Annotated in this window: 25 protein-coding genes and 1 riboswitch; of the genes, 18 read left to right on the top strand and 7 right to left on the bottom strand. The window is 71.3% G+C overall.

The features are described 5' to 3' along the window. Window positions 1-125 precede the first annotated feature (125 nt). The 10 genes from J7F03_RS38875 to J7F03_RS38830 all read left to right on the top strand — a co-directional run bounded on the left by J7F03_RS38875 (window position 126) and on the right by J7F03_RS38830 (window position 10,534). Window positions 126-716, top strand: coding sequence for a CDP-alcohol phosphatidyltransferase family protein (locus tag J7F03_RS38875; protein WP_214957928.1), 591 nt, complete (start codon window positions 126-128; stop codon window positions 714-716). Window positions 717-816: 100 nt separating this feature from the next. Continuing rightward, window positions 817-3,312, top strand: a complete 2,496-nt coding sequence (locus tag J7F03_RS38870; RefSeq protein WP_214957927.1) for a mannose-1-phosphate guanyltransferase — start codon at window positions 817-819, stop codon at window positions 3,310-3,312. A gap of 114 nt (window positions 3,313-3,426) precedes the next feature. Then, window positions 3,427-4,359: a DUF881 domain-containing protein gene (locus tag J7F03_RS38865; RefSeq protein WP_214957926.1), complete on the top strand. Its 933-nt coding sequence runs from the start codon at window positions 3,427-3,429 to the stop codon at window positions 4,357-4,359. Continuing rightward, complete coding sequence (locus J7F03_RS38860; protein ID WP_030010496.1) at window positions 4,356-4,688, top strand: small basic family protein; 333 nt, start codon at window positions 4,356-4,358, stop codon at window positions 4,686-4,688. The genes J7F03_RS38865 and J7F03_RS38860 overlap by 4 nt, the downstream gene beginning before the upstream one ends. Next, entirely contained in the window at window positions 4,685-5,599 is a 915-nt protein-coding gene (locus J7F03_RS38855) for a DUF881 domain-containing protein (protein WP_374104452.1), read from the top strand. Before J7F03_RS38860 ends, J7F03_RS38855 begins: the two co-directional genes overlap by 4 nt. Before the next feature lie 483 nt (window positions 5,600-6,082). Then, the gene (locus tag J7F03_RS42200; protein WP_285440554.1) at window positions 6,083-6,625 is read left to right on the top strand and encodes an FHA domain-containing protein; all 543 of its coding nucleotides are present in this window, start codon (window positions 6,083-6,085) and stop codon (window positions 6,623-6,625) included. Window positions 6,626-6,644: 19 nt separating this feature from the next. Beyond that, window positions 6,645-7,418: a MerR family transcriptional regulator gene (locus tag J7F03_RS38845; protein ID WP_214957925.1), complete on the top strand. Its 774-nt coding sequence runs from the start codon at window positions 6,645-6,647 to the stop codon at window positions 7,416-7,418. 85 nt (window positions 7,419-7,503) lie between these two features. Continuing rightward, entirely contained in the window at window positions 7,504-7,977 is a 474-nt protein-coding gene (locus tag J7F03_RS38840; protein WP_030009777.1) for a bifunctional nuclease family protein, read from the top strand. Between the two features lie 180 nt (window positions 7,978-8,157). Continuing rightward, window positions 8,158-8,829 (top strand): MerR family transcriptional regulator, encoded by a 672-nt coding sequence (locus tag J7F03_RS38835; RefSeq protein WP_214957924.1) that lies wholly within the window; start codon window positions 8,158-8,160, stop codon window positions 8,827-8,829. Between the two features lie 160 nt (window positions 8,830-8,989). Beyond that, window positions 8,990-10,534 (top strand): DNA polymerase IV, encoded by a 1,545-nt coding sequence (locus J7F03_RS38830; protein ID WP_214957923.1) that lies wholly within the window; start codon window positions 8,990-8,992, stop codon window positions 10,532-10,534. 16 nt (window positions 10,535-10,550) lie between these two features. On the opposite strand, the gene J7F03_RS38825 is transcribed toward J7F03_RS38830, so the two are convergent. After that, window positions 10,551-10,916, bottom strand: a complete 366-nt coding sequence (locus J7F03_RS38825) for a PRC-barrel domain-containing protein (RefSeq protein ID WP_214957922.1) — start codon at window positions 10,914-10,916, stop codon at window positions 10,551-10,553. A 118-nt stretch (window positions 10,917-11,034) separates the two neighbouring features. Continuing rightward, window positions 11,035-11,133: riboswitch (glycine riboswitch) on the top strand. Window positions 11,134-11,331: 198 nt separating this feature from the next. Here J7F03_RS38825 and gcvP point away from each other — a divergent pair. Further along, entirely contained in the window at window positions 11,332-14,217 is a 2,886-nt protein-coding gene (gene gcvP / locus J7F03_RS38820; RefSeq protein WP_214957921.1) for an aminomethyl-transferring glycine dehydrogenase, read from the top strand. An 83-nt stretch (window positions 14,218-14,300) separates the two neighbouring features. On the opposite strand, the gene J7F03_RS38815 is transcribed toward gcvP, so the two are convergent. After that, complete coding sequence (locus tag J7F03_RS38815) at window positions 14,301-14,507, bottom strand: DUF5999 family protein (protein WP_285440552.1); 207 nt, start codon at window positions 14,505-14,507, stop codon at window positions 14,301-14,303. A 270-nt stretch (window positions 14,508-14,777) separates the two neighbouring features. After that, entirely contained in the window at window positions 14,778-15,398 is a 621-nt protein-coding gene (locus J7F03_RS38810; protein ID WP_214957919.1) for a hypothetical protein, read from the bottom strand. 516 nt (window positions 15,399-15,914) lie between these two features. Here J7F03_RS38810 and J7F03_RS38805 point away from each other — a divergent pair. Both J7F03_RS38805 and J7F03_RS38800 read left to right on the top strand, forming a co-directional pair. After that, window positions 15,915-17,450, top strand: coding sequence for a glutamate-cysteine ligase family protein (locus J7F03_RS38805; RefSeq protein WP_214957918.1), 1,536 nt, complete (start codon window positions 15,915-15,917; stop codon window positions 17,448-17,450). Window positions 17,451-17,679: 229 nt separating this feature from the next. Next, window positions 17,680-18,483: a CPBP family intramembrane glutamic endopeptidase gene (locus tag J7F03_RS38800; protein WP_214957917.1), complete on the top strand. Its 804-nt coding sequence runs from the start codon at window positions 17,680-17,682 to the stop codon at window positions 18,481-18,483. A 37-nt stretch (window positions 18,484-18,520) separates the two neighbouring features. Here the strand turns inward: J7F03_RS38800 and J7F03_RS38795 are convergent, their stop codons facing one another. Continuing rightward, window positions 18,521-19,339, bottom strand: coding sequence for a PhzF family phenazine biosynthesis protein (locus J7F03_RS38795; RefSeq protein WP_214957916.1), 819 nt, complete (start codon window positions 19,337-19,339; stop codon window positions 18,521-18,523). A 207-nt stretch (window positions 19,340-19,546) separates the two neighbouring features. On the opposite strand from J7F03_RS38795, the gene J7F03_RS38790 reads away from it, so the two are divergent. Both J7F03_RS38790 and J7F03_RS38785 read left to right on the top strand, forming a co-directional pair. Further along, entirely contained in the window at window positions 19,547-19,870 is a 324-nt protein-coding gene (locus tag J7F03_RS38790; RefSeq protein ID WP_214957915.1) for a nuclear transport factor 2 family protein, read from the top strand. Between the two features lie 158 nt (window positions 19,871-20,028). Next, a complete protein-coding gene (locus tag J7F03_RS38785; protein WP_214957914.1) occupies window positions 20,029-20,649 on the top strand; it encodes a PadR family transcriptional regulator in 621 nt (206 codons plus the stop codon). Window positions 20,650-20,739: 90 nt separating this feature from the next. On the opposite strand, the gene J7F03_RS38780 is transcribed toward J7F03_RS38785, so the two are convergent. After that, window positions 20,740-21,168 (bottom strand): SRPBCC family protein, encoded by a 429-nt coding sequence (locus J7F03_RS38780; RefSeq protein WP_214957913.1) that lies wholly within the window; start codon window positions 21,166-21,168, stop codon window positions 20,740-20,742. Window positions 21,169-21,349: 181 nt separating this feature from the next. On the opposite strand from J7F03_RS38780, the gene J7F03_RS38775 reads away from it, so the two are divergent. After that, the gene (locus tag J7F03_RS38775) at window positions 21,350-22,309 is read left to right on the top strand and encodes a DMT family transporter (protein WP_214957912.1); all 960 of its coding nucleotides are present in this window, start codon (window positions 21,350-21,352) and stop codon (window positions 22,307-22,309) included. A gap of 163 nt (window positions 22,310-22,472) precedes the next feature. Beyond that, on the top strand, window positions 22,473-23,501 hold the full coding sequence (locus J7F03_RS38770) for a DMT family transporter (protein ID WP_308380142.1): 1,029 nt from the start codon (window positions 22,473-22,475) through the stop codon (window positions 23,499-23,501). Here the strand turns inward: J7F03_RS38770 and J7F03_RS38765 are convergent. Next, the gene (locus tag J7F03_RS38765) at window positions 23,483-24,202 is read right to left on the bottom strand and encodes a pyridoxamine 5'-phosphate oxidase family protein (RefSeq protein ID WP_214957910.1); all 720 of its coding nucleotides are present in this window, start codon (window positions 24,200-24,202) and stop codon (window positions 23,483-23,485) included. The two genes, J7F03_RS38770 and J7F03_RS38765, sit on opposite strands and share 19 nt — an antisense overlap. A 37-nt stretch (window positions 24,203-24,239) precedes the next feature. Between J7F03_RS38765 and J7F03_RS38760 the strand changes: the two genes are divergently transcribed. Beyond that, complete coding sequence (locus J7F03_RS38760) at window positions 24,240-25,571, top strand: aminotransferase class I/II-fold pyridoxal phosphate-dependent enzyme (RefSeq protein WP_214957909.1); 1,332 nt, start codon at window positions 24,240-24,242, stop codon at window positions 25,569-25,571. Window positions 25,572-25,602: 31 nt separating this feature from the next. Here the strand turns inward: J7F03_RS38760 and J7F03_RS38755 are convergent, their stop codons facing one another. Beyond that, complete coding sequence (locus tag J7F03_RS38755) at window positions 25,603-26,547, bottom strand: DMT family transporter (RefSeq protein WP_214957908.1); 945 nt, start codon at window positions 26,545-26,547, stop codon at window positions 25,603-25,605. Window positions 26,548-26,605: the final 58 nt, after the last annotated feature.

The following is a 26,605-nucleotide window of genomic DNA, read 5'->3' as shown; positions in this document are numbered from 1 at the left end:
TTGTGGGAAAGCCCCGCACCTTATGGTGCGGGGCTTTTCTGCGTTTACGGGCAGGTGTGCGGCCTCCTGTAGGGTCAGGGGGCATCGTTCGACCAGATTTCTACAGTCACAGTGGAGGCCCCCGGGTGGAGGTCCAGGAGACTCGGGTTCAGACCGACCGAATTTTCACCTTTCCGAACATCCTGAGCATGGCGCGCCTGGCAGGCGTGCCCCTGTTCCTGTGGCTGATCCTGGCGAAGCATGACGGCTGGGCGCTGGCCGTCCTCATGCTCAGCGGGATCAGCGACTACCTCGACGGGAAGCTCGCGCGGCGCTGGAATCAGATCAGCAGCCTCGGCCGGCTGCTGGATCCGGCGGCGGACCGGCTCTACATCCTGTCCACCCTGTTCGGTCTCACGTACCGCGGGATTCTGCCGATCTGGCTCACCGCGGCACTGCTCGCGCGCGAGCTGATGCTGCTGGTCATGGTCTGGATCCTGCGCCGGCACGGCTATCCGCCGCCGCAGGTCAACTTCCTGGGCAAGGCCGCGACCTTCAACCTGATGTACGCGTTCCCCTTGCTGCTGGTGAGCGACGGGTCGGGCTGGTTGGCCTGGACGGGGTCAGTTTTGGGATGGGCGTTCGCCGGATGGGGTACAACCCTCTATTGGTGGGCAGGAATCCTTTACGTGGTGCAGGTCCGTCGTCTCGTGAAGGCGGACGCCACGGCCGATTGAGCTCGCTCGGCGCCTGGCAGACGCGGAGGAGTCGCCCGGCCACCGTCCGGGGCGGGTGAGGTCGGCGATGACGTCGTCTCTCAAGGAGGACTCTCCCGACATGAAGGCCGTCGTAATGGCCGGTGGCGAAGGCACTCGTCTCCGCCCTATGACCTCGAGTATGCCGAAGCCGCTCCTGCCGGTGGCGAACCGGCCGATCATGGAGCACGTGCTCAGGCTCCTCAAGCGGCATGGGCTCAATGAGACCGTGGTCACCGTGCAATTCCTGGCATCGCTCGTCAGGAACTACTTCGGTGACGGCGAGGAGCTCGGGATGGAGCTCACCTACGCCAATGAGGAGAAGCCGCTCGGTACCGCCGGCAGCGTGAAGAACGCCGAGGAGGCCTTGAAGGACGATACGTTCCTCGTCATCTCCGGCGACGCACTCACCGACTTCGACCTGACCGACCTCATCCGCTTCCACAAAGCGAAGGGCGGACTCGTCACGGTGTGTCTCACACGCGTGCCGAACCCGCTCGAATTCGGCATCACCATCGTGGACGAGGAAGGCAAGGTAGAGCGCTTCCTGGAGAAGCCGACCTGGGGCCAGGTGTTCTCGGACACCATCAACACCGGCATCTACGTCATGGAGCCGGAGATCTTCGACTACGTCGACGCGGACACCTCCGTGGACTGGTCCGGTGACGTCTTCCCCCAGCTGATGAAGGAAGGCCGGCCGATCTACGGCTACGTGGCCGAGGGCTACTGGGAGGACGTGGGCACCCACGAGAGCTACGTCAAGGCGCAGGCCGACGTGCTCGAGGGCAAAGTCCAGGTCGAGATGGACGGCTTCGAGATCTCGCCCGGGGTGTGGATCGCCGAGGGGGCCGAGGTGAGCCCCGAGGCGGTGCTGCGCGGGCCGCTGTACATCGGGGACTACGCCAAGATCGAGGCCGGCGTGGAGATCCGCGAGCACACGGTCATCGGGTCGAACGTCGTCGTGAAGAGCGGGGCGTTCCTGCACAAGGCCGTGGTGCACGACAACGTGTACATCGGGCCGCACAGCAACCTGCGCGGCTGTGTCATCGGCAAGAACACCGACATCATGCGGGCCGCCAGGATCGAGGACGGCGCCGTCATCGGCGACGAATGCCTCGTCGGCGAAGAATCGATCATCCAGGGGAACGTACGCGTCTACCCCTTCAAGACGATCGAGGCCGGCGCCTTCGTCAACACGTCGGTGATCTGGGAGTCCCGGGGGCAGGCGCACCTGTTCGGTGCCCGTGGCGTCACCGGCATCCTGAACGTGGAGATCACCCCCGAACTGGTGGTCCGGCTGGCCGGTGCCTACGCGACGACCCTGAAGAAGGGCGCGACGGTCACCACGGCCCGTGACCACTCCCGAGGCGCGCGAGCGCTCAAGCGGGCCGTGATCTCGGCGCTGCAGGCGAGCGCGATCAACGTGAGGGACCTGGAGAACGTCCCGCTGCCCGTGGCGCGGCAGCAGACCGCGCGCGGCAGTGCCGGCGGGATAGTGCTTCGGACCTCGCCGGGAGTACCGGACTCGGTGGACATCATGTTCCTCGACGAGCGGGGTGCGGACCTCTCCCTCCAGCAGCAGCGCAAGCTCGACCGGGTGTACGCGCGCCAGGAGTACCGCCGGGCCTTCCCCGGCGAGATCGGCGACCTGCAGTTCCCGGGCAGCGTCTTCGACTCCTACACGGGTTCACTGCTGCGGCGGGTGGACACCACCGGGGTCGCCGACTCGGGCCTCAAGGTGGTCGTGGACGCCTCCAACGGCAGCGCCGGGCTCGTGCTCCCCAGCCTGCTGGGCCGGCTCGGGGTGGACGCCCTCACGGTCAACCCCGGGCTGGACGAGTCCCGGCCTACGGAGAGCGCGGAATCCCGGCGGGCCGGGCTGGTGCGGCTCGGCGAGATCGTGGCGTCTTCGCGGGCCGCCTTCGGAGTCCGGTTCGACCCGGTGGGGGAGCGGATCTCCCTGGTGGACGAGCGCGGGCGGATCATCGAGGACGACCGGGCGCTGCTGGTGATGCTCGATCTGGTGGCGGCCGAGAAGCGCAGCGGCAAGGTCGCGCTGACGGTGACGACGACCCGGATCGCGGAGCAGGTGGCGGCGTACCACGGCACCCAGGTGGAGTGGACGACGACCTCGCCCGACGACCTGACCCGGGTGAGCCGGGCGGAGAACACCATCTTCGGCGGCGACGGCCGGGGCGGTTTCATCGTCCCGGAGTTCAGCAGTGTCTTCGACGGGTCGGCGGCCTTCGTGCAGCTGATCGGGCTGGTGGCGCGGACGCAGCTCACGCTGAGCCAGATCGATGCCCGGATCCCGCGGGCGCACGTGCTCAAGCGGGACGTGCCGACCCCGTGGGCCGTGAAGGGGCTCGTCATGCGGCGGGTCGTGGAGGCGGCCGGGGACCGGCAGGTGGACACCACCGACGGGGTACGGGTCGTAGAGGCCGACGGGCGGTGGGCGCTCGTGCTGCCGGATCCGGCGGAGGCGGTCACCCACCTGTGGGCGGAAGGGCCCGACGACGCGTCCGCGCAGGCACTGCTGGACGACTGGGCCGCGGTGGTGGACGGCGCCGGGCACTGAGGCCCGTACGGATGGTGACGTAGGTCCACGCGTCCGGTGGGCCGGGTGGGGGCGAACGTCCCTCCCGGCCTGCCGGGTGGACGCATTGGGTGTGTGCGGCGGCGACATGCGACGATGTGCGGCATGTCGCAGCCGCCCCGCAACCGGAGTTCGTTGCCTCCCCCCGACGGTGCCCAGGGGGAACCCCGGCCCGCGCGGCCGGACGCTTCCATGTCGCTGCTGACGCACGTGATGGACCACAGCCTCGACGAGGGCTACGCGGAGGCCTCGGCCCGGCGCGAGTCGGACGGCACGGCAGGCCTGCCGCGCACCCTCAAGGCCAAACTGGGTCTGGCCGCCGGGCTCGTGCTCGCCGCCATGGTCGTCACGCTGGGCGCCGCGCAGGCGCGGGTGACCGCGCCGGTGCTGGCCAAGGAGCGTCAGGAACTGATCGACCGGGTCGAACGGGCCGACGCGCACGCGGACGGCCTGGAGCGGGACATCGAGCGGTTGCGGGGCGCCGTCGCCGACCGCCAGCGCGAGGCGCTCAAGCAGCACGGCGGGGACCAGGGCCAGCTCGTGGCGCTGCTGTCCGGCGCCACCGAGGTGCGCGGGCCCGGGATCAAGCTCACGGTGGACGACGCGAAGGGTTCGTCGACGGGCAACGGATCCAAGCCGCGCGAGAACACCGGGTTCGCGGACACCGGGCGGCTGCGCGACCGCGATATGCAGAAGATCGTCAACGGGCTGTGGCAGTCCGGGGCGGAGGCGATCTCGATCAACGGGCAGCGACTGACGGCGCTCTCGGCGATCCGGGCCGCCGGTGACGCGATACTGGTCGACAACAGGCCGCTGGTGCCCCCGTACGAAGTGCTGGCGATCGGCGACAAGAAACGTCTCGGGACGGCTTTCCAGGACTCCGCGGACGGCCAGTACCTGCACGTGCTGCAGGAGAGCTACGGGATCCGCTACACGTTGTCGGCCGAGGCCGAGGTGCGGCTTCCGGCCGCGTCGAGCCTGACCGTACGTACGGCTACAGCAGCAGAGCAGCAGAAGGGTGCATCGTGATCGCGGTACTGGGCCTCTTGGCCGGAGTGGTGGCCGGACTTCTGGTCCGGCCCGAAGTGCCGGCCGTGGTGGAGCCTTATCTGCCGATCGCCGTGGTGGCGGCGCTGGACGCGGTGTTCGGAGGCCTGCGCGCGATGCTGGACGGCATCTTCGTGGACAAGGTCTTCGTGGTGTCGTTCCTGTCGAACGTGGTCGTGGCCGCGCTGATCGTCTTCCTCGGCGACAAGCTGGGCGTCGGCTCGCAGCTGTCCACGGGTGTGGTCGTCGTCCTGGGCATCCGCATCTTCTCCAACGCCGCGGCCATCCGCCGGCACGTGTTCCGGGCGTGAGGCCGATGAGTACGAACGACACTCCGCCCGAGGAGCCGACGGGCTCGGAGCAGCCGCCGAAGGGCATCTGGTCCAAGGACCAGCAGCCCGAGGACCAGCAGCCCTCCGGGCCTGCCGGGCCGGTTGGCGAGCCCGTGGCCGACGCGCGCGCTCGGGCCGAGGCGGACGCCGGGCCCGGGCCCGTACCCGAGCAGACGGGCCGGCAGCGGCTGGCCGCCGGGTTGTGGCCGCCGCGGGTGAGCCGTGCCCAACTGATCGTCGCGGTGCTGCTGTTCGTCCTGGGGCTCGGTCTGGCCATTCAGGTACGGTCGAACAGCGATTCCAGCGCGCTGCGCGGCGCCCGCCAGGAGGACCTCGTACGGATCCTCGACGAGCTGGACGGGCGGACCAAGCGGCTGGAGGACGAGAAGCAGAAGCTCCAGGAGCAGCGCAGGGAGCTGGAGAGCAGTTCCAACCAGGCCGAGGAGGCCCGGAAGCAGACCGTCGAGAAGGAACGCCAACTCGGGATCCTGGCCGGTACGGTGGCGGCGCAGGGGCCGGGGATCATGTTGAAGATCGCGGATCCCAAGGGCCAGGTGCTGTCGGACAAGCTGCTGGACACGCTCCAGGAGCTGCGTGCGGCCGGGGCCGAGGCGATCCAGATCAATGGCGTGCGCGTGGTGGCGGGCTCGTACTTCTCGGACGAGGGCGGCGGGGTCGCGATCGACGGTAAGAAGATCACACAGCCTTACGAGTTCAAGGTGATCGGCAAGCCGCAGGATCTGGAGCCGGCGCTCAACATTCCTGGTGGTGTCGTCCAGTCGCTGGAGAAGGAACAGGCGGTCGTCACCGTCACACGACCGGCGAAGATCGTCGTGGATGCCTTGCGGGCTGCGAAGCAGCCTGACTACGCTCGGTCGTCATCGTCGTGAGGCGGGACGAGGCGCGGACGGGCTCACGCGGGCGAATGCCTGCGGGGGGTCGGCGCACCGAAGTCGCGGTGCGTGGTGGAAACTGTCTGATGGTTACGGACGTTGTGAGTATGTCCGGGTCGGAAGGTGTTGCATTCGGAGTTCGTCCTGCCCCACGGGCGGGTCTGTTTCGGTCAAGGGGAATCGCCCGTGAAGTTGTTTGAGAAGTTGTTCGGCAAGAAGAGCCGCGAGGAAAGCGGTGCGGCCAGGCACCGCGCGGGGCGCGGCGACGTGGAAGGGCAGGGCGACCGGCCGCTCTTCCGGGACGAGGTCGCGGGTACGGGGGATATTTCGGGCGCGCAGGGCGCGTCGGCTGTTGACCCTGCCGGTACCGGACGCATAGGTTTCGGTGAACCATCAACCTCAAGTACGGGTGGAGGGTTTGCCCCCGATCCGTATGCCACCAATGCCTCCGCGGGGCAGCCGCGGCGCGAGGAGCCGTCCATGCCGGCCGAGCAGATTTGCAGCAGGTGCGGGCACCGCAGCGACGCGGCGAGCCGATTCTGCTCCAACTGCGGGGCGCCGTTGCGGGCGGGTCTGACGCCGGAGCGTGCCTCGGAGACCACGTCCACCATCTCGATCTCGGGCCTCGAGGCCTACGAGGCCGAGGTGTCGGGACAACAGCACGTGTCGTCCTCGCTGTCCCCCGAGGCCCAGGCCGCGGTGGAAGCACTGCCTCCGGGTTCCGCTCTGCTCATCGTGCGGCGCGGCCCGAACTCCGGCAGCCGCTTCCTCTTGGACGGCGAGCTGACGACGGCCGGCCGGCACCCGCAGAGCGACATCTTCCTGGACGACGTCACCGTCTCCCGGCGCCATGTCGAGTTCCGCCGGAGCCACGAAGGCGGCTTCACCGTCTCCGATGTCGGCAGCCTCAACGGCACGTACGTCAACCGTGAACCGATCGACTCCGTCTCCCTCCACAACGGCGACGAAGTGCAGATCGGCAAGTACCGGCTGGTCTTCTACGCGAGCCTGCGGGGGCACTGACCCTTCAAGGGAAGGTCCCATGCTGCGTATCCCGGCAGGCGGTGCCGCCAAGAACGGCACCGCCGGCACCGCCGCCTCGGCGGGGCGGCTGGTGAGTATCGGAACGGTGCTCACGATGCTGCGTGACGAGTTCCCCGAAGTCACCATCTCCAAGATCCGATTCCTGGAGGCGGAGGGGCTCGTCGAGCCCAGGCGCACACCTTCCGGATACCGCAAGTTCAGCACCGACGACGTCGAGCGCCTGGCCCATATCCTGCGGCTCCAGCGGGACCACTACCTTCCATTGAAGGTCATCCGCGACCAGCTCGACGCACTGGCCCGGGGCGAGCAGATCCGTATCCCGGCGCCCACGGCGCACGGGGAGTCCGTCGACCCCGCCAGCCCGGTCGCCCTCTACGGCGAGGTGGGCCGGGAGCGGCCGACCGTGGCCAGGGTGGGCCGGGCCGAGCTGATCGCCGCCGCCGAGGTGGACGAGGTACAGCTCGTCGAGTGGGAGTCGTACGGGCTCCTCGCGGAGGCGCCGGGTGGCGGATTCGACGCGGAGGCGGTCACCGTGGCCCGCCTGGTGGCCGATCTCGGGCGATTCGGTCTGGAACCGCGCCACCTGCGCGCCATGAAGGCCGCAGCCGACCGCGAGGCCGGTCTGGTGGAGCAGGTCGTCGCGCCGCTCCGCCGCCACCGCAATCCCCAGACCAGGGCACATGCGGAAGCCACCATGAAGGAGCTCGCGGGGCTCTCCGTACGGCTGCACGAGGCCCTCGTACAGACGGCTCTAGGGGTGCGGCTGGACTGATCGCGGGGTTCCAGGGGGGTGTCCTCGCAGAGCCCGGGGGGAGCCCGACTACCCAAACCGGCCGGGCAGGTCCTAGGGTTGCTGTGTGAACGAGCTCGACGTTGTGGGTGTCCGGGTGGAAATGCCCTCGAACCAACCGATCGTGCTCCTGCGTGAAGTGGGAGGCGATCGGTACCTCCCCATCTGGATCGGACCAGGGGAGGCGACCGCCATTGCCTTCGCGCAGCAGGGGATGGCCCCTGCCCGGCCGCTGACGCACGACCTTTTCAAGGACGTGCTGGAGGCGATCGGCGAGGAGCTCACCGAAGTCCGGATCACGGATCTGCGGGAGGGCGTCTTCTACGCGGAGCTCGTCTTCGCCAGCGGGGTCGAGGTGAGCGCGCGGCCGTCCGACGCCATAGCGCTCGCCCTGCGGACCGGGACGCCGATCTACGGCAGCGACGGCGTGCTGGACGACGCCGGAATCGCGATCCCGGACGAGCAGGAGGACGAGGTGGAGAAGTTCCGCGAGTTCCTCGACCAGATCTCGCCAGAGGACTTCGGCACGGGCCCGCAGTGAGGCGCGGGTCGCCTTGGCCTCCCAGGAATTTCAGCCCATTCGAGTAGCCTTTCCCCGCAATGGGGCACGGGAAACCACTCTCAGGGTGATTATCACTCGGCGTGCCGAGTGTGGCGATCGTTGACGCACCCCTGGTGACTGCCTACCTTCGAGGTGGCAGGTCAAGGACGGAGGGTCGGCGTGAGAGTCACGGGCGACGGTACGACCGGGGGCATCCCCGCACGGAGTGACGGTGGGCCGTACCCGCTGCACGGTGGTGCGGGTGCGGTGAGCTCCGCGCGCCGTCAGCAGGACCCCGCGCCGGTCGGTTCGGTGGGACCGGTGGGGTCCCAGGGCGGTGTGGGTGACGAGTCGGCACCCGAGCAGGTCGGATACCGGGGGCCGACGGCGTGCGCCGCGGCGGGCATCACCTACCGGCAGCTCGACTACTGGGCGCGGACCGGGCTGGTGGAGCCGAGCGTGCGCCCCGCGTACGGGTCGGGCACGCAGCGCCTGTACAGCTTCCGGGACGTGGTCGTCCTCAAGATCGTCAAGCGCTTCCTGGACACCGGGGTGGCGCTGCAGAACATCCGCACCGCCGTGCAGCACCTGCGCGACCGGGGCTTCTCGGACCTCGAGCGCATGACGCTGATGAGCGACGGCGCGACCGTGTACGAGTGCACCTCCCCGGACCAGGTCGTGAGCCTGCTCCAGGGCGGTCAGGGAGTCTTCGGCATCGCCGTGGGCGTCGTCTGGCGCGATGTCGAGAACGCGCTGTCGCAGCTGCACGGGGAGCGCGTGGACACCGGTGAGACGGTGGTCGGGCACAACCCCGCCGACGAGCTGGCCGCGCGGCGCAACCGGGCTGTCTAATCCGGGCCGGTGGTCCGGGCCCTGCGGGCCGCTCACGTGCGCCCGGAGGGCCGGCGGGAGAATCCCGTCGGCCGCCGGCGCCGGCGGCCGACGGAGAGCCCGTGGCGCCCCGTGCGGGGGCTCGGGGCGATTGTCAGTGGCATGGGGCAGCATCGGGGCTGTGAGAGCCGCGCCGACCATCCTGCATCTGGACATGGACGCCTTCTACGCCTCGGTGGAGCAGGCGTCGAAGCCGAGCCTGCGCGGCAAGGCGGTCATCGTCGGCGGGCTGGGACCGCGCGGGGTCGTCGCCACCGCCTCGTACGAGGCCAGGCGCTTCGGGGTGCACTCGGCGATGCCGATGGCCCAGGCGCGGCGGCTCTGCCCGAACGGCGCGTGTCTGATCCCGCGCTTCAGCCTGTACCGCGAGGTCAGCGACACCGTCATGGCCCTGCTGCGGGAGCTGTCGCCGCTCGTGGAGCCGCTCAGCCTCGACGAGGCCTTCGTGGACCTCGAGGCGGGCGGTGTCGCCTTCGACGCGGAAACCGCGCGGGCCACCGGGAAGCGGCTGAGGGCGGACATCACGGCCGCGACGGGCCTCAGCGGGTCGGTGGGGCTGGCCGGGTCCAAGATGCTGGCCAAGGTGGCCTCCGAGGAGGCCAAGCCGGCCGGGCTGCTGCTGATCGAGGTCGGCACGGAGCGGGCGCACCTCGCGCCGATGTCGGTACGGACCCTGCCCGGGGTGGGACCGGCCACCGGGGAGCACCTGCGGCGGGCCGGGATCACCACGGTGGGGGAGCTGGCGGAGGCCGGCGAGGACGAGCTGGTCCGGATGGTGGGGCGCTCGCACGGGGTCGGGCTGTACCGGATGGCCTTGGGGCTGGACGAGCGGCCGGTGGTCGCCGAGCGTGACGCGAAGTCCGTGTCGGTCGAGGACACCTTCGACGTGGACCTGCACGACCGGGTGCGGATCCGGGGCGAGGTGCAACGGCTCGCGGACCGGTGCGTGGAGCGGCTGCGGGCCTCGGGGCACTCGGGGCGGACCATCGTGCTCAAGGTGCGGCGCTACGACTTCTCCACGCTCACCCGCTCCGAGACCCTGCGGGGGCCGACGGACGACCCGGCGGTGGTGCGGGAGGCGGCATCGCGGCTGCTGGAGGCGGTGGACACCACGGGCGGGGTACGGCTGCTGGGGGTGGGCGTGACGGGGCTGGCGGACTACACGCAGGAAGACCTCTTCGCTTTTGCGCTGGCCGCTCGGGGGGACGCGGAGGCCGGGGGCGCTGGGCCGGACGGGGTCGGGGCCACCTCCGAGGCGGGTTCGGCCGCCGGGGCAGCAGAGACCGCGGGGGCGGGGGCTGCTGGGACCGCCGGCGCGGAGGGGGCTGCGCCGTCCGGTGGGGAACCGGGGCAGGGGACGGCCGGAGCGACCGTGGGGGCGGGCGAGGCCGAGGCCGCTCCCGAGCGGCGCTGGGTGGCCGGCCGCGACGTCCGGCACGCGGTGTACGGCCCGGGCTGGGTACAGGGCAGCGGGGTCGGGCGGGTGACCGTGCGGTTCGAGCAGCCGGGGTCGGAGCCGGGCCGGGTGCGGACGTTCCTGGTGGACGACCCCGAGCTGGAGCCGTCCGATCCGCTGCCGCTGGTGGGGGACAAGGGTGTGGGGGCAGCGGACATCGCCGCCCCCTCCCGGCGGGCTCCGGAAGGGGCGCCCCCGGACGAGGCCTAAGGGCTGTCCCGCACCCTTAGCCTTCCTCGCCCGCCAGGCGGCCGAAGTCGCGGTGGAACTCGCTGGGGAGGGTCACGTCCAGGCCGTAGTGGTGGTACAGCTGCAGCTCCTGTTCGGGGGAGAGGTGACGGCCGACGCCGAAGTCCGGGGCGTCCTTGATGAGGGAGCGCTCGAAGGGCACGCGCAGGGTGTCGCCCACCATCTCGCTTGGCTCCAGGGGGACGAAGGCGTCCCGGCTGAAGAGGCCGGTCCTTACGGCGGCCCACTCGGGGACGCCCGTGGCATCGTCGAGATAGACCTCGTCGACGGTGCCGATCTTGTTGCCATTGCGGTCGAACGCCTTGCGGCCGATCAGGCTCCGCGGATCGATGTCGGTCTGCACGGTCCGGTCCCTCCATTTGGTCGCAACTCCTCCGTAATGACTACAAAAGTGCATTTCCGGAGAGGGGGCCACTCGAGGGAGGGCCCAGATCCTCGCTGGTAGGCTGGGTGACGGCTGTTGACCCTGTGCGGGAGAGTCCTCCGAGTGAGTTCGACGGAGGCGCCGAAGGAGCAAATCCTCCCCGGAATCTCTCAGGCATACGTACCGCACGTTGGTGAGGCCACTCTGGAAAGCAGGGCGGGTACCGGGCGCGCAGTGCCGGTTCCCCTCCTCACCGACGGTGAAAGCCGGACCTCGCGAGCGATCCTCGAGCGGCCCGGTGAAACTCTCAGGTTGTGATGACAGAGGGGGAGGCCGTCCGGGTGCCCACGCCGAGGCACCCCTCGCAGGTCGTACGACCAGGAGGCCTCCGTACATGACCGCCAACCGCATTCCGCTCTCCCAGCTGGAGCGAGGCATCCCCTTCGAGCAGCGCCACATCGGCCCGGATGCCGAGGCGCAGGCGAAGATGCTCGCCCAGGTGGGCTACGGCTCCCTGGACGAACTGACCGCCGCCGCGGTACCGGATGTGATCAAGACCACTGCCGCGCTGAACCTGCCCGAGGCGCGGACCGAGGCCGAGGTGTTGGCCGAGCTGCGCCAGCTCGCCGACCGCAACCAGGTCCTCTCCTCCATGATCGGCCTGGGTTACTACGGCACCTTCACGCCGCCGGTGATCCTGCGCAACGTCATGGAGAACCCGGCCTGGTACACGGCGTACACGCCGTACCAGCCGGAGATCTCCCAGGGCCGGCTCGAGGCCCTGCTCAACTTCCAGACCGTCGTCGCCGAGCTGACCGGCCTGCCGACCTCCGGTGCCTCCCTGCTCGACGAGGGCACCGCGGCCGCCGAGGCCATGACGCTGGCCCGCCGCGTGGGCAAGGCCAAGGGCAACGTCTTCCTGGTGGACGCCGACGCGCTGCCGCAGACCATCGCCGTGATCGAGACCCGCGCCGAGCCGATCGGCATCGAGATCGTCGTCGCCGACCTGTCCGAGGGCATCCCGGCCGAGATCGCCGAGCGCGGCGTCTACGGCGTGCTCCTGCAGTACCCGGGCGCCTCCGGCGCGGTCCGCGCGATCAAGCCGGTCATCGACCAGGCCCACGAGCTCGGCGCCATCGTCGCCGTCTCCGCCGACCTGCTCGCCCTGACCCTGCTGACCTCGCCGGGCGAGCTGGGCGCGGACATCGCGGTCGGCACCACCCAGCGCTTCGGCGTCCCGATGGGCTTCGGCGGACCGCACGCCGGCTACATGGCCGTCCAGGCCAAGCACGCCCGCTCGCTGCCCGGCCGCCTCGTCGGCGTCTCCGTGGACGCGGACGGCAACAAGGCCTACCGCCTGGCGCTGCAGACCCGTGAGCAGCACATCCGCCGTGAGAAGGCCACCAGCAACATCTGCACCGCGCAGGTGCTGCTCGCCGTCATGGCCGGCATGTACGCCGTCTACCACGGCCCGGACGGCCTGCGGACGATCGCCCGCCGCACCCACCGCTACGCCGCCCTGCTCGCCGCCGGTCTGACGGCCGGCGGGGTCGAGGTCGTGCACGGCGCCTACTTCGACACCGTCACCGCCCGGGTCCCGGGCCGCGCCGCCGAGGTCGTGGCCGCGGCCCGCCAGGGTGGGGTCAACCTGTTCCAGGTGGACGCCGACCTGGTCTCCGTCTCCTGTGACGAGACCACCCTGCGCGCCGACATCGAGGCCGTTTGGACCGCCTTCGGAGTCACCGCCGACATCGAGGCCCTGGACGAGGCCACCGCCGACGCGCTTCCCGAGGCGCTGCTGCGCGAGGACGCGTACCTGACCCACCCGGTCTTCCACCAGCACCGCTCCGAGACCGCGATGCTGCGCTACCTGCGCAAGCTCTCGGACAAGGACTACGCGCTGGACCGCGGCATGATCCCGCTGGGCTCCTGCACCATGAAGCTCAACGCGACCACCGAGATGGAGCCGGTCACCTGGCCCGAATTCGGCCAGCTGCACCCGTTCGCCCCGATCGAGCAGGCCGAGGGGTACGTCACGCTGATCACCGAGCTGGAGGAACGTCTCTGCGAGGTCACCGGCTACGACAAGGTCTCCATTCAGCCCAACGCCGGGTCCCAGGGTGAGCTCGCCGGCCTGCTGGCCGTCCGCGCCTACCACCGGGCGAACGGCGACGAGCAGCGCACCGTCTGCCTGATCCCGTCCTCCGCGCACGGCACCAATGCCGCGAGCGCCGTGATGGCCGGCATGAAGGTCGTCGTCGTCAAGACCGCCGACGACGGCGAGGTGGACGCGGACGACCTGCGCGCCAAGATCGAGCAGTACCGCGACGAGCTCGCCGTGCTGATGATCACCTACCCCTCCACGCACGGTGTGTTCGAGGAGCACGTCGCCGACATCTGCGCCCAGGTGCACGACGCCGGCGGCCAGGTCTACGTGGACGGCGCCAACCTCAACGCCCTGGTGGGCCTGGCCAAGCCGGGTCACTTCGGCGGCGACGTCTCGCACCTGAACCTGCACAAGACCTTCTGCATCCCGCACGGCGGCGGCGGCCCCGGCGTCGGCCCGGTCGGTGTCCGGGCGCACCTGGCCCCGTACCTGCCCAACCACCCCCTGCAGCCGACCGCCGGTCCCGAGACGGGCGTCGGCCCGATCTCGGCCGCGCCGTGGGGCTCGGCCGGCATCCTGCCGATCTCCTGGTCGTACGTGCGCCTGATGGGCGGCGAGGGCCTCAAGCGCGCCACCCAGGTGGCGGTGCTCGGCGCGAACTACATCGCCAAGCGCCTCGAGCCGCACTACCCGGTGCTCTACACCGGCCCGGCCAACCTGGTCGCGCACGAGTGCATCATCGACATGCGCCCCCTGTCGAAGGCGACGGGCGTCAGCATCGACGACATCGCCAAGCGTCTGATCGACTACGGGTTCCACGCGCCGACGATGTCCTTCCCGGTCGCCGGCACGCTGATGATCGAGCCGACGGAGTCCGAGGACCTCGCCGAGATCGACCGCTTCTGCGACGCGATGATCGCCATCCGCGCCGAGATCGAGCGGGTCGCGGGCGGCGAGTGGCCGGTGGACGACAACCCGCTGGCCAACTCCCCGCACACGGCGGCGGCGCTGGGCGGCGAGTGGAACCACCCGTACTCCCGTGACGAGGCCGTCTTCCCGGGTGGTGTGTCGGCCGCGGAGAAGTACTGGCCGCCGGTGCGCCGCATCGACGGTGCCTTCGGCGACCGGAACCTGGTCTGTTCCTGCCCGCCGCTGGACGAGTACGACAACTGATCCGTCGTCCGTCCTCGTGACATGACGAAGGGGCCGGTCCGGGAGGTTGCCTCCTGGGCCGGCCCCTTTCGTATCTGTCTCGGCTAGGCCGCCTTCATCACCCGCGTCGACGCGAGCGCGCGGTGCGGAGCGATGACCCGGCCGTCCGGCAGCAGCTCACCGGTGTCCTCGAAGAGCAGGACGCCGTTGCACAGCAGGCTCCAGCCCTGTTCCGGGTGCACGGCCACGGGGTGCGCGGCCTCCCGGTCGGCGGAGTCGGCTGACGGGCATGCTGGCTTGTGCTGGCACATGGATGCGTTCTTTCGCTGCGGTGTGGTCTGTGTGCTGCGGCTCGATGCGTTGTTCATGGCCGCCCCCCGGTTTCGACGACTTGGCTCGGTCAGGGTCCCAGTGTTCCCCTACGGCACGGTGTCCGCAGGGATTTCCCGGCAGCTGTCCTCATAGATTGATGACGCATCACTCGTGCGGGCGGTTCAGGTCAACTCCCCTGTCATTTCGGATGGTTCGCAGGGGGTCCGAGTGGGCTAGGCCGAATGGGCACTATCGGCCACCGGGTCCGTTCAGGCGGCCGGAGCCGCCATCGAGGGCGGGACCGGAGGCGCCGAGGGCTTGAGCCGGTGGGTCATCACGGGCAGCAGTTCGGACACCGGGTGCGGGCGGTAGGCGGCGATGCCCGGCGGGGCGGGTGCCAGCGGGACGAGCAGGTCGGCGGCGGCCGGCAGCCCGGCGGAAGCGTCGGCGCCCACCGAACCGTGCAGCCACAGCGTCAGCATGTACAGCTCCGGTACGGACAGCAGTCGCGGTTGGTAGTTCTTGCCGAGGGACTCGGCCTGGCGCAGCGCGCGTTCGGTGGCGGCGACGTAGGGGCCCTCGAAGAAGTGGGAGAAGGCCCACCCGTCCGGGGTGAGTCGGGTATCGGCCGCCGCGACGTAGCGGTCCCCGCTGCGGATCAGGAACCGCCAGCCGGTCAGCCGTGTGCGCGGGGGCCTGCCGCCGGAGGTCAGGCCGGTGATGTTCAGCCGGTCCAGGACGTGGACGGGCAGCGGCAGTTCGGCTGTCATCGGACCCTGGAGGGCACGCAGGGCCGGGGTGTGCGCCTCATTGACGGCCGTGGGGGATCCGAGGGCCGCGAGGACGCTGCGCAGGGCGGGCGCGGGAGCCGGGGGGACATGCAGCGGCATGGTGGGTCGCCTCTCACTTGGGAGACCGGTGGAACGGGGGCGGGGGTGCGGGTGTGGACGTGCGCTGTCGCATTCTGGGGCTAGAGGGGGGCTGAGGGGCAATGGCCGCGCGCCAACTCTCTGCCTCGTTTGCGGAGTTTATACGACATGTGTTCACGCAGTGTTTCGGCTAGCCGTCCCGCCTATTGCCGACAAGACGCTTACCGGCCCCTCTGACGTGGCATTCATGCCGGGTGCGCGCAAACGTGCCGCGCTGACCTCGGAGGTTACCGGACGGGGGCTCGGCTGGAAAGCGTCGGTTATCTGGAACCGGCAAAGTCGGTGCGGTAATTGCATACAGCGACTTGCCAGGTGAATGTGCCAAAGCGCCTGTCGGCCAAACCGGCGCGCGCTCCTCGCCAGTCACGCCCCTTCCGCGTTATCGATCACGCCGCCGGGGCATCATCGACCGTAACGCGCGCCTGGGGTGACGGATCTTTCCACGCCGGCCAGGCCCAATCGAGGAGGGACGCTTCGATGGGGGAGAAGGTCGTGGCGGGCGGATTCGACCTGTCCGATCGGCAACGGTACCGGAGGAAGCTTCACGAGTGCCTGGAGGTACTGGAGCGACTTCTGGCGGAGAAGAGGTTCGATCGGCCCAAGAACATGATGGGGCTGGAGATCGAGCTGAATCTCGCGGGAGCCGACGGGTTGCCGAGAATGGTGAATGCCCAGGTGCTGGAACGCATTGCGAGCCCTGATTTCCAGACGGAACTCGGAATGTTCAACCTGGAGGTGAACGTACTCCCGCACCGGCTCGGCGGCAGGGTATTCGACCAGCTCGCCGAGGAGCTGAGCGCGGGTCTCGGCTATGCCCACCGGCAGGCCGTGGAGATCGACGCCGGGGTGGTGATGATCGGCATTCTGCCGACGATCTCCCGCGCCGACCTGGTCACCGCCAACCTCTCGGCGGTGGACCGCTACTCGCTGCTGAACGAGCAGATCCTGACGATGCGCGGGGAGGACTTCACGCTCGACATCGACGGTGTCGAGCGGCTGACCTGGACCTCCGGGTCGATCGTGCCGGAGGCCGCCTGTACTTCCGTACAACTGCACCTGCAGGTGACTCCGGCCCGGTTCGCGGACGTGTGGAACGCGGCGCAGGCGGTGGCCGCCGTACAGATAGCCGTCGGCGCCAACTCGCCGTTCCTGTTCGGGCGGGAGCTGTGGCGGGAGTCGCGGCCGCCGCTCTTCCAGCAGGCCACCGACACCCGGCCGCCCGAGCTCCAGGCGCAGGGGGTGCGGCCGCGCACGTGGTTCGGCGAGCGGTGGGTGGACTCGGCGTACGAACTCTTCGCGGAGAACGTCCGCTACTTCCCGGCCCTGCTGCCGATCTGCGACGAGGAGGAGCCGCTGCGCGTGCTCGCCGAGGGCGGGGTGCCGAGCCTGCAGGAGCTAGTGCTGCACAACGGCACCGTCTACCGGTGGAACCGGCCCGTGTACGGGGTCGCCGACGGGGTGCCGCACCTGCGGGTGGAGAACCGGGTGCTGCCCGCCGGGCCGACCGTGGCCGACGTCGTCGCCAACGCCGCCTTCTACTACGGGCTCGTACGGACCCTCGCGGACGAGCCGCGTCCGGTGTGGAGCCGCCTGCCCTTCGCGGAAGCGGAGGCCAACTTCGACGCGGCCTGCCGCTACGGCATCGAAGCCCGGCTGCGCTGGCCGCGCCGCGGCCGGGGCGGGGGACTGGCGAGCGTGCCGGCGGTACGGCTGGTGCTGGACGAACTGCTGCCGATGGCCGCCGCCGGGCTGGACGCGTGGGGCATCGAGCCCGCCGACCGGGACTACTACCTCGGGATCATCGAGGAGCGGTGCCGGCGCCGGGTGAACGGGGCCACCTGGCAGGTGGAGACGTACCACCGGGCGCTCGCGGCCGGGCTGGAGCGGGACGCGGCGCTCGCGGCGACCACGCGCCGCTACAGCGAGCTGATGCACAAGGGCGACCCCGTGCACACCTGGCCGGTCGGCATCGCGGAGGCGGAGGTGAGCGCCGCGACGGCGGCCGAGGGCTGACCGGGCCGGCTGCGGCGCGTGCCGGTACGCGGCGGTGTCGGCCGTCCCGAGGTGTGCGGGCACGCGCCGGCATGTGCCGATGGCCGTCGGCATCGGCCGGGGCGTGCCCGGTCCCCGGCCGGTGGTCCCGTTCCCCCGCCGACGAGGCAGTATGGGGTGATCGCAACGGGACGCCCCCGGCGACGTGCCGAGGTGACACGTCACGGCGGCGGCGGGACGGGAGGCGCGCGTGCGGACGGAGCCGGAAGCGGTGACCGGGGAGCTCGGCGAGGGCCGGGACGGGCGCGGGATCCTGCGCACCGAGACGCTCCTCGTGCTCGCGCTGTCCCTGGGCGCGAGCGGCGTCTCGGCGCTGATCAGCTTCATCGGCTCGCTGACCAAGCCGGGCGGGCTCAAGGACCAGGCCGCCACGCTCAACGGCTCGTACGCGCCCGGCCGGCCCTGGCTGGACCTGGCCTGGCAGCTGTTCGGCATCGCGACCGCGCTCGTCCCCGTACTGCTCGTCGCGCACCTGCTGACCCGCGAGGGCGCGCCGGGGCTGCGGGTACTGGGCTTCGACCGCACCCGGCCCTGGTGGGACCTGGGCCGGGGCGCGCTCGTCGCGGCCTGCATCGGGAGCGCCGGCCTGGCCTTCTACCTGGCGGCACGGGCCACCGGCTTCAACCTGACGGTCGTGCCGGAGGCCCTGCCCGACGTGTGGTGGAAGTTCCCCGTGCTGATCCTCTCCGCCGTGCAGAACTCCGTGGTGGAGGAGGTCATCGTGCTGGCCTACCTGCTGCGCAGGCTCGGCCGGCTGGGGTGGTCGCCGATGGCCGCGCTGCTGGCCAGCTCGGTGCTGCGCGGCTCGTACCACCTCTACCAGGGCATCGGCGGCTTCATCGGCAACATGGTGATGGGCGTCGTCTTCGTCCTCGCCTACCGGCGCTGGGGCCGGGTCGGGCCGCTCGTCGTCGCGCACGCGCTGCTCGACATCGTGGCCTTCGGCGGGTACGCCCTGCTGGCGGGCAAGGTGGGCTGGCTGCCCACCCCGTAGGGCCTACCCGGCCCGCCCGGCCGCAGGACATGGGGGCTCAGGGCGCGGTGAGCAGTTCGCCGTCGATGACGGTGACCGCGCTGCCCGTCAGCAGCGTACGGTCGCCCGCGAGCCGGACCGCGACCAGGCCGGTGCGCGCTCCGCCCTGGAAGCCGACGAGCTCGGTGCGGCCCAGGCGCGCGGCCCAGAAGGGGGCCAGCGCGGTGTGGGCGCTGCCCGTGACCGGGTCCTCGTCGATGCCGAAGGCCGGGAAGAAACCGCGGGAGACGAAGTCGTAGCCGCGGGAGGGGTCCTCGGCGGCGGCGGTGACGATGATCCCCCGGCGGCCGTAGCCGCGCAGGGCGGGCAGGTCGGGCGTGAGCTCGCGTACGGTCCGCTCGTCCGCCAGCTCCACGACCAGGTCGCCGATGTGGTCGGAGGTGTCGTGGACCGACTTGATCCCGGCGCCCAGGGCGCGCTCGACCTCGGCGACGGGCTCGACCTCCGTCAGGGAGGACGTCGGGAAGTCCATGGTGATCGTCCCGTCCTGCGCGGCCTCGGCCGTGAGGATGCCGCAGCGCGCGGTGAAGCGGATCAGCCCGCTCGCGAGGCCGCTCGTGGCGAGGACGTGCGCGGTGGCGAGGGTCGCGTGGCCGCACATGTCGACCTCGCTGGTCGGCGTGAACCAGCGCAGCGCCCAGTCGGCGTCCCCGCCGGGCGGCAGGGGGTGGGCGAAGGCGGTCTCGGAGAGGTTGACCTCGGTGGCGACCTGCTGCAGCCAGGCGTCCGGGGGGAAGCCGCCGTCGAGGAGCAGGACTCCGGCGGGGTTGCCCGCGAAGGGGCGGTCGGTGAAGGCGTCCACGATTCTGATGCGCATGCCCCCGACCGTATGGAGGCGGCGGAAGCGGCCGCAAAGGCCAATCCGGGACGACTGGCCTGGTCGGGGCGACTCGCTCGCGCCGCGGGGTCATCGGGCCGTCGCGGCGGAGCGTGATCGCTAACTTGCTGTCAGCGCCACCCCGGCCGCGGTCCGCCTGAGGGCGGCGGCTCACCCACCCACCGCCGAGCGACTTCGGAGTCAGCCGTGACCGTTGAGATCGACGATTTGACCGACCCCGCCGTGCGCGCCTTCGTCGGCGCCCTGAACGCGGGCGCGCGGCAGGAGTTCACCGCGGCCCTCACCCCGGACGCCACCATGTCGGACGACGGCACCGACCGCGACCTCGCGCAATGGACCGAGAAGGAGATCTTCGGCTCCGGCGGGCACATGGAGGTCGAAACCCAGACGCCGGACGGGCTCGGCCTGGTCGCGCGCTTCCGCAACGACACCTGGGGCGAGATGCGGACGTCGTGGCGGTTCACCGTGGCCGGCGGAAAGGTGAGCCGCTTCGAGACCGGGCAGGCCTGAGCCGCGCCGGCAGTCCGGACAGGTGTCGTCGGGCAGTGGTCGAGACTGTTCGCTGGAAGAGTTTCCGATATATCGTTGACGCATCGCGATGGGTCAGTGATAGTAGAAGCATCGCAACAGCGACAACGAGATCACCGAATGGCGAAAGGAGCGCAGCCATGCGTTCACACGGACAGCACGGACACGACCGCGACCATGAGCACGGACGGGGCCACGGCCACTGCGGGCCGGACCGTCGGGAGGAGTTCAAGGGGCGGCGTGCCGCCTTCGGGCCGTTCGGGCCGCCGTTCGGCGGCGGGCCCTTCGGCGGGCGGGGCGGGCGCGGCGGACCGCGCGGCCGGGCCCGGCGGGGCGACGTGCGCGCCTCCATCCTGGCGCTGCTCGCCGACCGGCCGATGCACGGCTACGAGATGATCCAGGAGATCGTCGAGCGCAGCGGCGGGGCCTGGAAGCCCAGCCCGGGGTCGGTCTACCCGACCCTGCAGATGCTCGAGGACGAGGGGCTCATCGCCAGCGAGAGCGAGGGCGGCAAGAAGCTGTTCACGCTCACCGAAGCCGGCCGCACCGAGGCCGAGTCCGGCCCGGACGCCCCCTGGGCGGAAGTCGGGCGCGGTTTCGACTTCGAGGCGATGAACGAGGTCCGGACGGCCGGTTTCGGCCTGATGGAAGCCTTCGGCCAGGTCTTCAAGACCGGCACCCCCGCGCAGCGGGAGAAGGCCCTCGCGGTCATCAACGACACGCGCAAGAAGCTCTACCTGATCCTGGCCGACGAGCACTGAACCCGGTCCGGCGGGACCTCCCGCGCGAAGCGACGCGCCCCACGAGTCCTCTCGCGGGGCGCGCCGTCGTACGTACGGAGGGGCCGGCGGTCAGGCGACCAGGCCGGCGAGCTTGCGCAGCGACTCGTTCAGCGCGGCGGTGGCCGAGTCCTTGAGCTTGCCCGCCATCAGGGAGACCGCGGCGCCCGTGAACTCGCCGTCGATGCGGACCGTGGTGGCCTCGCCGTCGGGGGCCAGGGTGTAGCGGGTCAGGACGGCCACGCCCATCGGGCCCTTGCCGGTGATGGCGATGACGCGCTCCTCCTCCAGCTCCGAGATCGTCCAGAGGACCTCGGCGGGGAAGCCCATCATCTTCATGTTCTCGGCGAAGGTGGACCCGATCGCGAGGGTCTCGGGACCGCCCTTCGGGAAGTTGGTGTGGGTCATGCTCCACTGGCCGTAAGCGTCCCAGTCGGTCAGCTGGGACCAGAGCTTGGCGGCGGACGCCTCGATGCGTGATTCCGCGGTGACTTCAGCCATGCGACCACCCCTTCTCGTCAGGTACGTGCGGCGGAAGGTAGTCCCGGTGGACGCAACATTCAAGACTGACGACCTGTCAGATATCAAAGGGCGGGCCGTGCGCCGCCGTGTCCGGTATCGGGTGTGTCTCAACAGGTGTCACCTCGGTGACGCTCCTGACCGGCCCTGTCATGATGTCCGAATGCAAGCGTCAGGGAGACATGCCGGACTGGGCCTCGCCCTCGGTTCGGCGATCGCGTTCGGTGGTTCGGGAGTCGCGGCGAAGCCGCTGATCGAGGCGGGTCTGGACCCGCTCCACATGGTCTGGCTCAGGGTCGCCGGGGCGGCACTCGTGCTGTCCCCGCTGGCTTGGCGCCATCGCGATCTCGTACGCCGCAAACCCCTGCTGCTCGCGGGCTTCGGACTCATCGCCGTGGCCGGCGTCCAGGCCTTCTACTTCGCCTCGCTGTCCCGGATCCCGGTCGGGGTGGCCCTGCTGCTGGAGTACCTGGGCCCGGCGCTGCTGCTCGGCTGGATCCGCTTCGTGCAGCGCAAGCCGGTGACCCGGGCCGCCGCGGCCGGCGCCGCCGTGGCCGTCGTCGGGCTCGCCTGCGTGGTCCAGATCTGGGCCGGGCTGAGCCTCGACCCGCTCGGGGTGCTGCTCGGCCTCGCGGCGGCCTGCTGCCAGGCCTTCTACTTCGTCTTCGCCGACCAGGGCACCGACGGGGAGGACGTGCCCGACCCGATGGGCGTGATCGCGTATGGCATGATCATCGGCACTGTCGTGATGACCGTCATCGCCCGGCCGTGGCAGCTCGACTGGCGGGTACTGGGCGGCGACGCGGCGGTCGGCGACCTGATGGTCCCCGCGCCGGTGCTGCTGGGCTGGGTCGTGCTGATCGCGACCGTCCTGGCGTACCTGACCGGCGTGGTCTCCGTGCGCAAGCTGTCGCCGCAGGTCGCGGGTGTGGTGGCCTGCCTGGAGGCGGTCGTGGCGACCGTACTGGCCTGGGTGCTGCTCGGCGAGCACCTGGCGACCTGGCAGATCGTCGGCGGCGCGCTGGTGCTGAGCGGTGCCTTCATCGCGCAGACCTCCCGGCCGGCCGCGCCCGGGGTGGCGGAGCCCCTCTCCGCGCTGGACCGGGATCCGAGCAAGGTCTAGGCTGCCGATCATGCCTTCGACCGTGCTTCCGCCTCCCGCCGCCTAGCGCGGGCGGCTGCCACTGCGTACGAGACCCCGGCCCGGGCGGTGCCCCGGGCGGGTTCGCGCTGCCCGCGAAGCGATGACCTGCTCCTTTCATCCTTCACGCACGCGGAGACCTCTCGTGTCGAACCATTCGCCCGCCATCGGGCGCAGTCTGCTGTACCTCGTCGTCGCCGGAGCCGCCTGGGGAACCGCCGGGGCAGCTGCCTCGCTGCTCTTCCTCGCCAGTGATCTCGGCCCGCTCGCCCTGTCGTTCTGGAGGTGTGCGGGCGGGCTGGCGGTACTGCTCGCGGTACTCGCCGTACGCCGCCTGCGGGCCGGCGGGGCCAGGGCGGAGAAGGCCCGGGCGGGCGGGGTCCGGGCCAAGCCCTCGGTGGGGTCGCTCATCGGGACGGGGCTGCTCTTCACCCTCTTCCAGTCCGCGTACTTCGCCGCCGTGCGCGAGACCGGCCTCGCCGTCGGCACCGTGGTCACCCTGGGAGCCGGGCCCGTGCTCATCGCGCTCGGGGCCCGGCACTGGATGGGGGAGCGGCTCGGGCGGGGCGGGGCCGTCGCCGTCGGCGGGGCGCTGGCCGGGCTGGCCGTACTCGTCCTCGGCAGCGGGGGCGGCGAGGTGCGGCCGCTCGGTGTCGGCTGGGCGCTGCTGTCCGCCGCCGGATACGGGGCGATGACCCTGCGGGCCAGGCTGCTGGGGCAGCGCGGGGCCGGCGGGGACCCGCTGGTCACCACCGTCTGGTCGGTCGCGGTGGGCACGGTGTGCCTGCTGCCGGCCGCCGTGCTGGAGGGGCTGCTTCCGCACACCGCGGAGCCCGTGCGGGTGCTCTGGCTGCTCGCGTACATGGCCACCGTGCCGACCGCGCTGGCGTACGCGCTCTACTTCAGCGGAGCCGCCGCGGTGCGGGCCGCGACGGTGTCCGTGATCATGCTGATCGAGCCGGTCGGCGCGGCGGCGATCGCCGTCCTGGTGCTCGGGGAGCGGCTGACCGGCGCGGTGGTGCTGGGCACCGCACTGCTGCTGGCGGCGGTGGGGGCGCTGATCGCCGCCGAGTCGCGGCGCCCGGCGGACGGGCCGGTGGAAGGGCCGGCGGAAGGCCCGGAGGACGGGCCGCTGGAGCGGCCCGCCGACCGGGTTCAGAGTGCGGTGACGTAGTCCGGGGTGGTCGTGCCGGGGGTCAGGTCGGCGGCCGGGATCGGGGTCCCGTACGCCGGCGCGACCGGGACCACGCCCGACCAGAACGGCAGTCCGAGGTCCTCGGGGTCGTCGTTCGGCCCGCCCGTGCGGATCTTGGCGGACACCTCGTTCAGGTCGAGGCGGATCACGGCGGTGGCCGCGAGCTCCTTGCTGTTCGCCGGCCGCGAGTCGGCGGAGCGGCCCGGTACGACGTGGTCGACGAGCGCGTCCAGCGCCATCCGGCACTCGTCCGGGTCGGTCACCTCGTAGGCCGTGCCGTGTACGACCACCGAGCGGTAGTTGATCGAGTGGTGGAAGGCCGAGCGGGCCAGGACCAGGCCGTCCACGTGCGTCACGGTCAGGCAGACCGGCAGCCCCGGGTCGGCCTTGCCGGCCGCGAGGAGGGGGCGGGAGCCGGTGGAACCGTGGATGTAGAGGGTCTCGCCGACCCGGCCGAAGAGGGTCGGCAGGACCACCGGCGCGCCGTCGCGGACGAAGCCGAGGTGACAGACGTAGGCCTGGTCGAGTATCGAGTGCACGGTCTCGCGGTCGTAGCGTGCCCGGTCGCGGGACCGGGTCGGGACGGTGCGGCCCGTGGGTGCGTACCCGGCGGCCGCTCCTTCCGTGGCCGCCGTGGTGGCCGTCTCCGTGGTGGTCTCCGGGGCAGGCGTGGCGCTCATCGTGCGGACTCCGTTGTATTAGTGCATACTGGGCTTTGTGCTAGGAGACTATCTGATCAGCGGGCGGCGCGCATCGGAAATCGCGGCCAGTGTCGAGGCGGGCGTCGGGTCGGGCGCGCTCGCGCCGGGAGCCCTGTTGCCGCCGATGCGGGAGCTCGCCGGTGTGCTGGGGGTGAACCCCAACACCGTGGCCGCGGCGTACCGCACGCTGCGTGAACGCGGCGTCATCGAAACCGACGGGCGGCGCGGCAGCCGGGTGCGGTCCCGGCCGGCGACCGCGCCGCGCGACGCGCGGGGGATGTCCGTACCGGCGGGGACGCGCGACGTCACCTCCGGCAACCCGGACGTACGGCTGCTGCCCGCGCTCGACGCCGCGCTGGCGGGCGCGGCGCGCCGCTACGCCCAGGAGCCGACGCTCTACGGGATGGACCCCGTCGTTCCGGAGCTGGCGCGGCTCGCCAGGGCGGGCCTCGACGCCGACGGGGTGCCCGCCGGGGCGGTGGCGGTGACCTCGGGCGCGCTGGACGGCATCGAACGGGTGCTGGCCGCGCACCTGCGGCCCGGGGACGCGGTGGCGGTCGAGGATCCGGGGTGGGGGAGCGTGCTGGACCTGGTCCCGGGGCTCGGACTGCGGGTGCTCCCGGTGGCCGTGGACGACGACGGGCCGGTGCCCGGGTCGGTGGCGCGCGCCCTGGCCGAGGGCGCGCGGGCGATGCTCGTGACGGCCCGCGCGCAGAACCCGACCGGGGCCGCGGTGAGCGCGGAGCGCGCGCAGGAGCTGCGGGCGGTGCTGTCCGGGCATCCGGAGGTGCTGGTCATCGACGACGACCACGGGCACGGCATCGTGGACCTGCCGCTGAATGTGCTGGGCGGGGTGACACGGCACTGGGCGCTGATCCGCTCCACGGCGAAGGCGTACGGGCCGGACCTGCGGCTCGCCGTGCTGACCGGCGACGACGTGACGCTCGACCGCGTACGGGGCCGCCAGCGGCTGGGCCCGGGATGGGTGAGCCGGCTGCTGCAGTACGCGGTGGTGGAGCTGTGGAACGCCGGGGCGGTCGACCACGCGGCCGTCGCGCGCTCCTACGGGGAGCGGCGGGACGGGCTGGTCGCGGCCCTGGCGGAACGGGGGGTACGGGCCCACGGGCGGAGCGGGATGAACGTGTGGGTGCCCGTCGCCGATGAGACGGCGGTGGTGACGAGTCTGCTGGGCGCCGGCTGGGCGGTCGCTCCGGGGGCCCGGTTCCGGGTGGAATCGGGGCCTGCGGTGCGGATGACGATGTCGGGGCTGTCCCTGTCGGAGGTGCCGGGACTGGCCGCGGCGGTCGCCGCGGCCGTCCGCCCGGCGGCCGGCGGCCGCTTCGACTGACCCCGGGCGCCCCGGCGTTCACGGGACAGCCTCAGTGGCGGCGTGGCTGGCTCAGGGCCGCGCCCGCGAGGACGATGACCGCGCCGACCGGGGTGTTCCAGTGGAGCTGCTCGTTCAGCAGGAGGACGCCCGCCGTCGTGGCGATGACCGGGATGAAGTACGTGACCATCTGCGCGGTGGTCGGGCCGACTTCCGTGACCAGGCCGTACTGCATCCGCAGCGCCATGCCCGTGCCCAGCGTGCCGAGCGCGATCACGGACAGGGTCGGCCAGAGCGGGAAGGACGTCGGCGCGGAGGTGAACAGTGCGCTGACCCCGGCCAGTTGGAGCGTGGCGATCAGGAGCTGAGCGCTCGTCAGGGCGAGCGGGGAGCCCGGGGTGGAGGCCATCGTGCGGCGGATGTAGATCCAGCCGATCGGGTAGCTGAGCGCGGCCAGCAGGGCGAGCAGGGTGCCCTTGGCGTCGATGCCCGAGAAGCCCTGCCAGGCGCCGAGCACGGTGAGCACGCCGAGGAAGCCGAGGCCCAGGCCCGCGAAGCGGCGGCGCGTCGGGCGGTCCTCGGAGAGAGCGACCAGCGAGAGCGCCATGCCCCACAGCGGCGAGGTGGCGTTGCAGATGCCGGCCAGGCTGGAGGGGATGCTCAGCTCCGCGTACGCGAACAGCGAGAACGGCAGGGCGTTGAGCAGCAGCGCGGCCACCGTCAGGTGGGCCCAGGTGCGTCTGCCCCGGGGGAGCGCTTCGCGGCGGATCACGAGCACGGCGAGCAGGGCGAGAGCGCCGAAGAAGACCCGGCCGAGGGCGACTTGGAAGGGGGCGTACGCCTCGGTGCCCACCTTGATCAGCAGGAAGCTGAAGCCCCAGATCGCGGAGAGGACCGCGAAGCGCAGGCGCCAGTCCAGCCGCCCGGCGGCGGGGGTCCTCGGGGTGAGGGTGGGGGAGGGGGAGGATGCCGGGTGGGGAGTGGTGGGTGCGCTCATGACAGTTACTCTCGCGTGCCCGACCTCGTAGGACAAGCGAGAGTTGTTGGGCGCGACG

The organism is Streptomyces sp. ISL-43 (assembly GCF_018614195.1).
In the GTDB taxonomy this organism is placed as follows: Bacteria; Actinomycetota; Actinomycetes; order Streptomycetales; family Streptomycetaceae; genus Streptomyces.
This window is presented reverse-complemented; position numbering and strand designations above follow the sequence as displayed.

What these genes read in the sequence shown, in the direction of transcription:
- J7F03_RS38870 (WP_214957927.1), top strand. Translation starts at nt 817, where the DNA reads ATGAAGGCCGTCGTAATGGCCGGTGGCGAAGGCACTCGTCTCCGCCCT.
- J7F03_RS38865 (WP_214957926.1), top strand. Translation starts at nt 3,427, where the DNA reads ATGTGCGGCATGTCGCAGCCGCCCCGCAACCGGAGTTCGTTGCCTCCC.
- J7F03_RS42200 (WP_285440554.1), top strand. Translation starts at nt 6,083, where the DNA reads ATGCCGGCCGAGCAGATTTGCAGCAGGTGCGGGCACCGCAGCGACGCG.
- J7F03_RS38845 (WP_214957925.1), top strand. Translation starts at nt 6,645, where the DNA reads ATGCTGCGTATCCCGGCAGGCGGTGCCGCCAAGAACGGCACCGCCGGC.
- gcvP (WP_214957921.1), top strand. Translation starts at nt 11,332, where the DNA reads ATGACCGCCAACCGCATTCCGCTCTCCCAGCTGGAGCGAGGCATCCCC.
- J7F03_RS38815 (WP_285440552.1), bottom strand. Translation starts at nt 14,507, where the DNA reads ATGTGCCAGCACAAGCCAGCATGCCCGTCAGCCGACTCCGCCGACCGG.
- J7F03_RS38810 (WP_214957919.1), bottom strand. Translation starts at nt 15,398, where the DNA reads ATGCCGCTGCATGTCCCCCCGGCTCCCGCGCCCGCCCTGCGCAGCGTC.
- J7F03_RS38805 (WP_214957918.1), top strand. Translation starts at nt 15,915, where the DNA reads ATGGGGGAGAAGGTCGTGGCGGGCGGATTCGACCTGTCCGATCGGCAA.
- J7F03_RS38795 (WP_214957916.1), bottom strand. Translation starts at nt 19,339, where the DNA reads ATGCGCATCAGAATCGTGGACGCCTTCACCGACCGCCCCTTCGCGGGC.
- J7F03_RS38785 (WP_214957914.1), top strand. Translation starts at nt 20,029, where the DNA reads ATGCGTTCACACGGACAGCACGGACACGACCGCGACCATGAGCACGGA.
- J7F03_RS38780 (WP_214957913.1), bottom strand. Translation starts at nt 21,168, where the DNA reads ATGGCTGAAGTCACCGCGGAATCACGCATCGAGGCGTCCGCCGCCAAG.
- J7F03_RS38775 (WP_214957912.1), top strand. Translation starts at nt 21,350, where the DNA reads ATGCAAGCGTCAGGGAGACATGCCGGACTGGGCCTCGCCCTCGGTTCG.
- J7F03_RS38765 (WP_214957910.1), bottom strand. Translation starts at nt 24,202, where the DNA reads ATGAGCGCCACGCCTGCCCCGGAGACCACCACGGAGACGGCCACCACG.
- J7F03_RS38755 (WP_214957908.1), bottom strand. Translation starts at nt 26,547, where the DNA reads ATGAGCGCACCCACCACTCCCCACCCGGCATCCTCCCCCTCCCCCACC.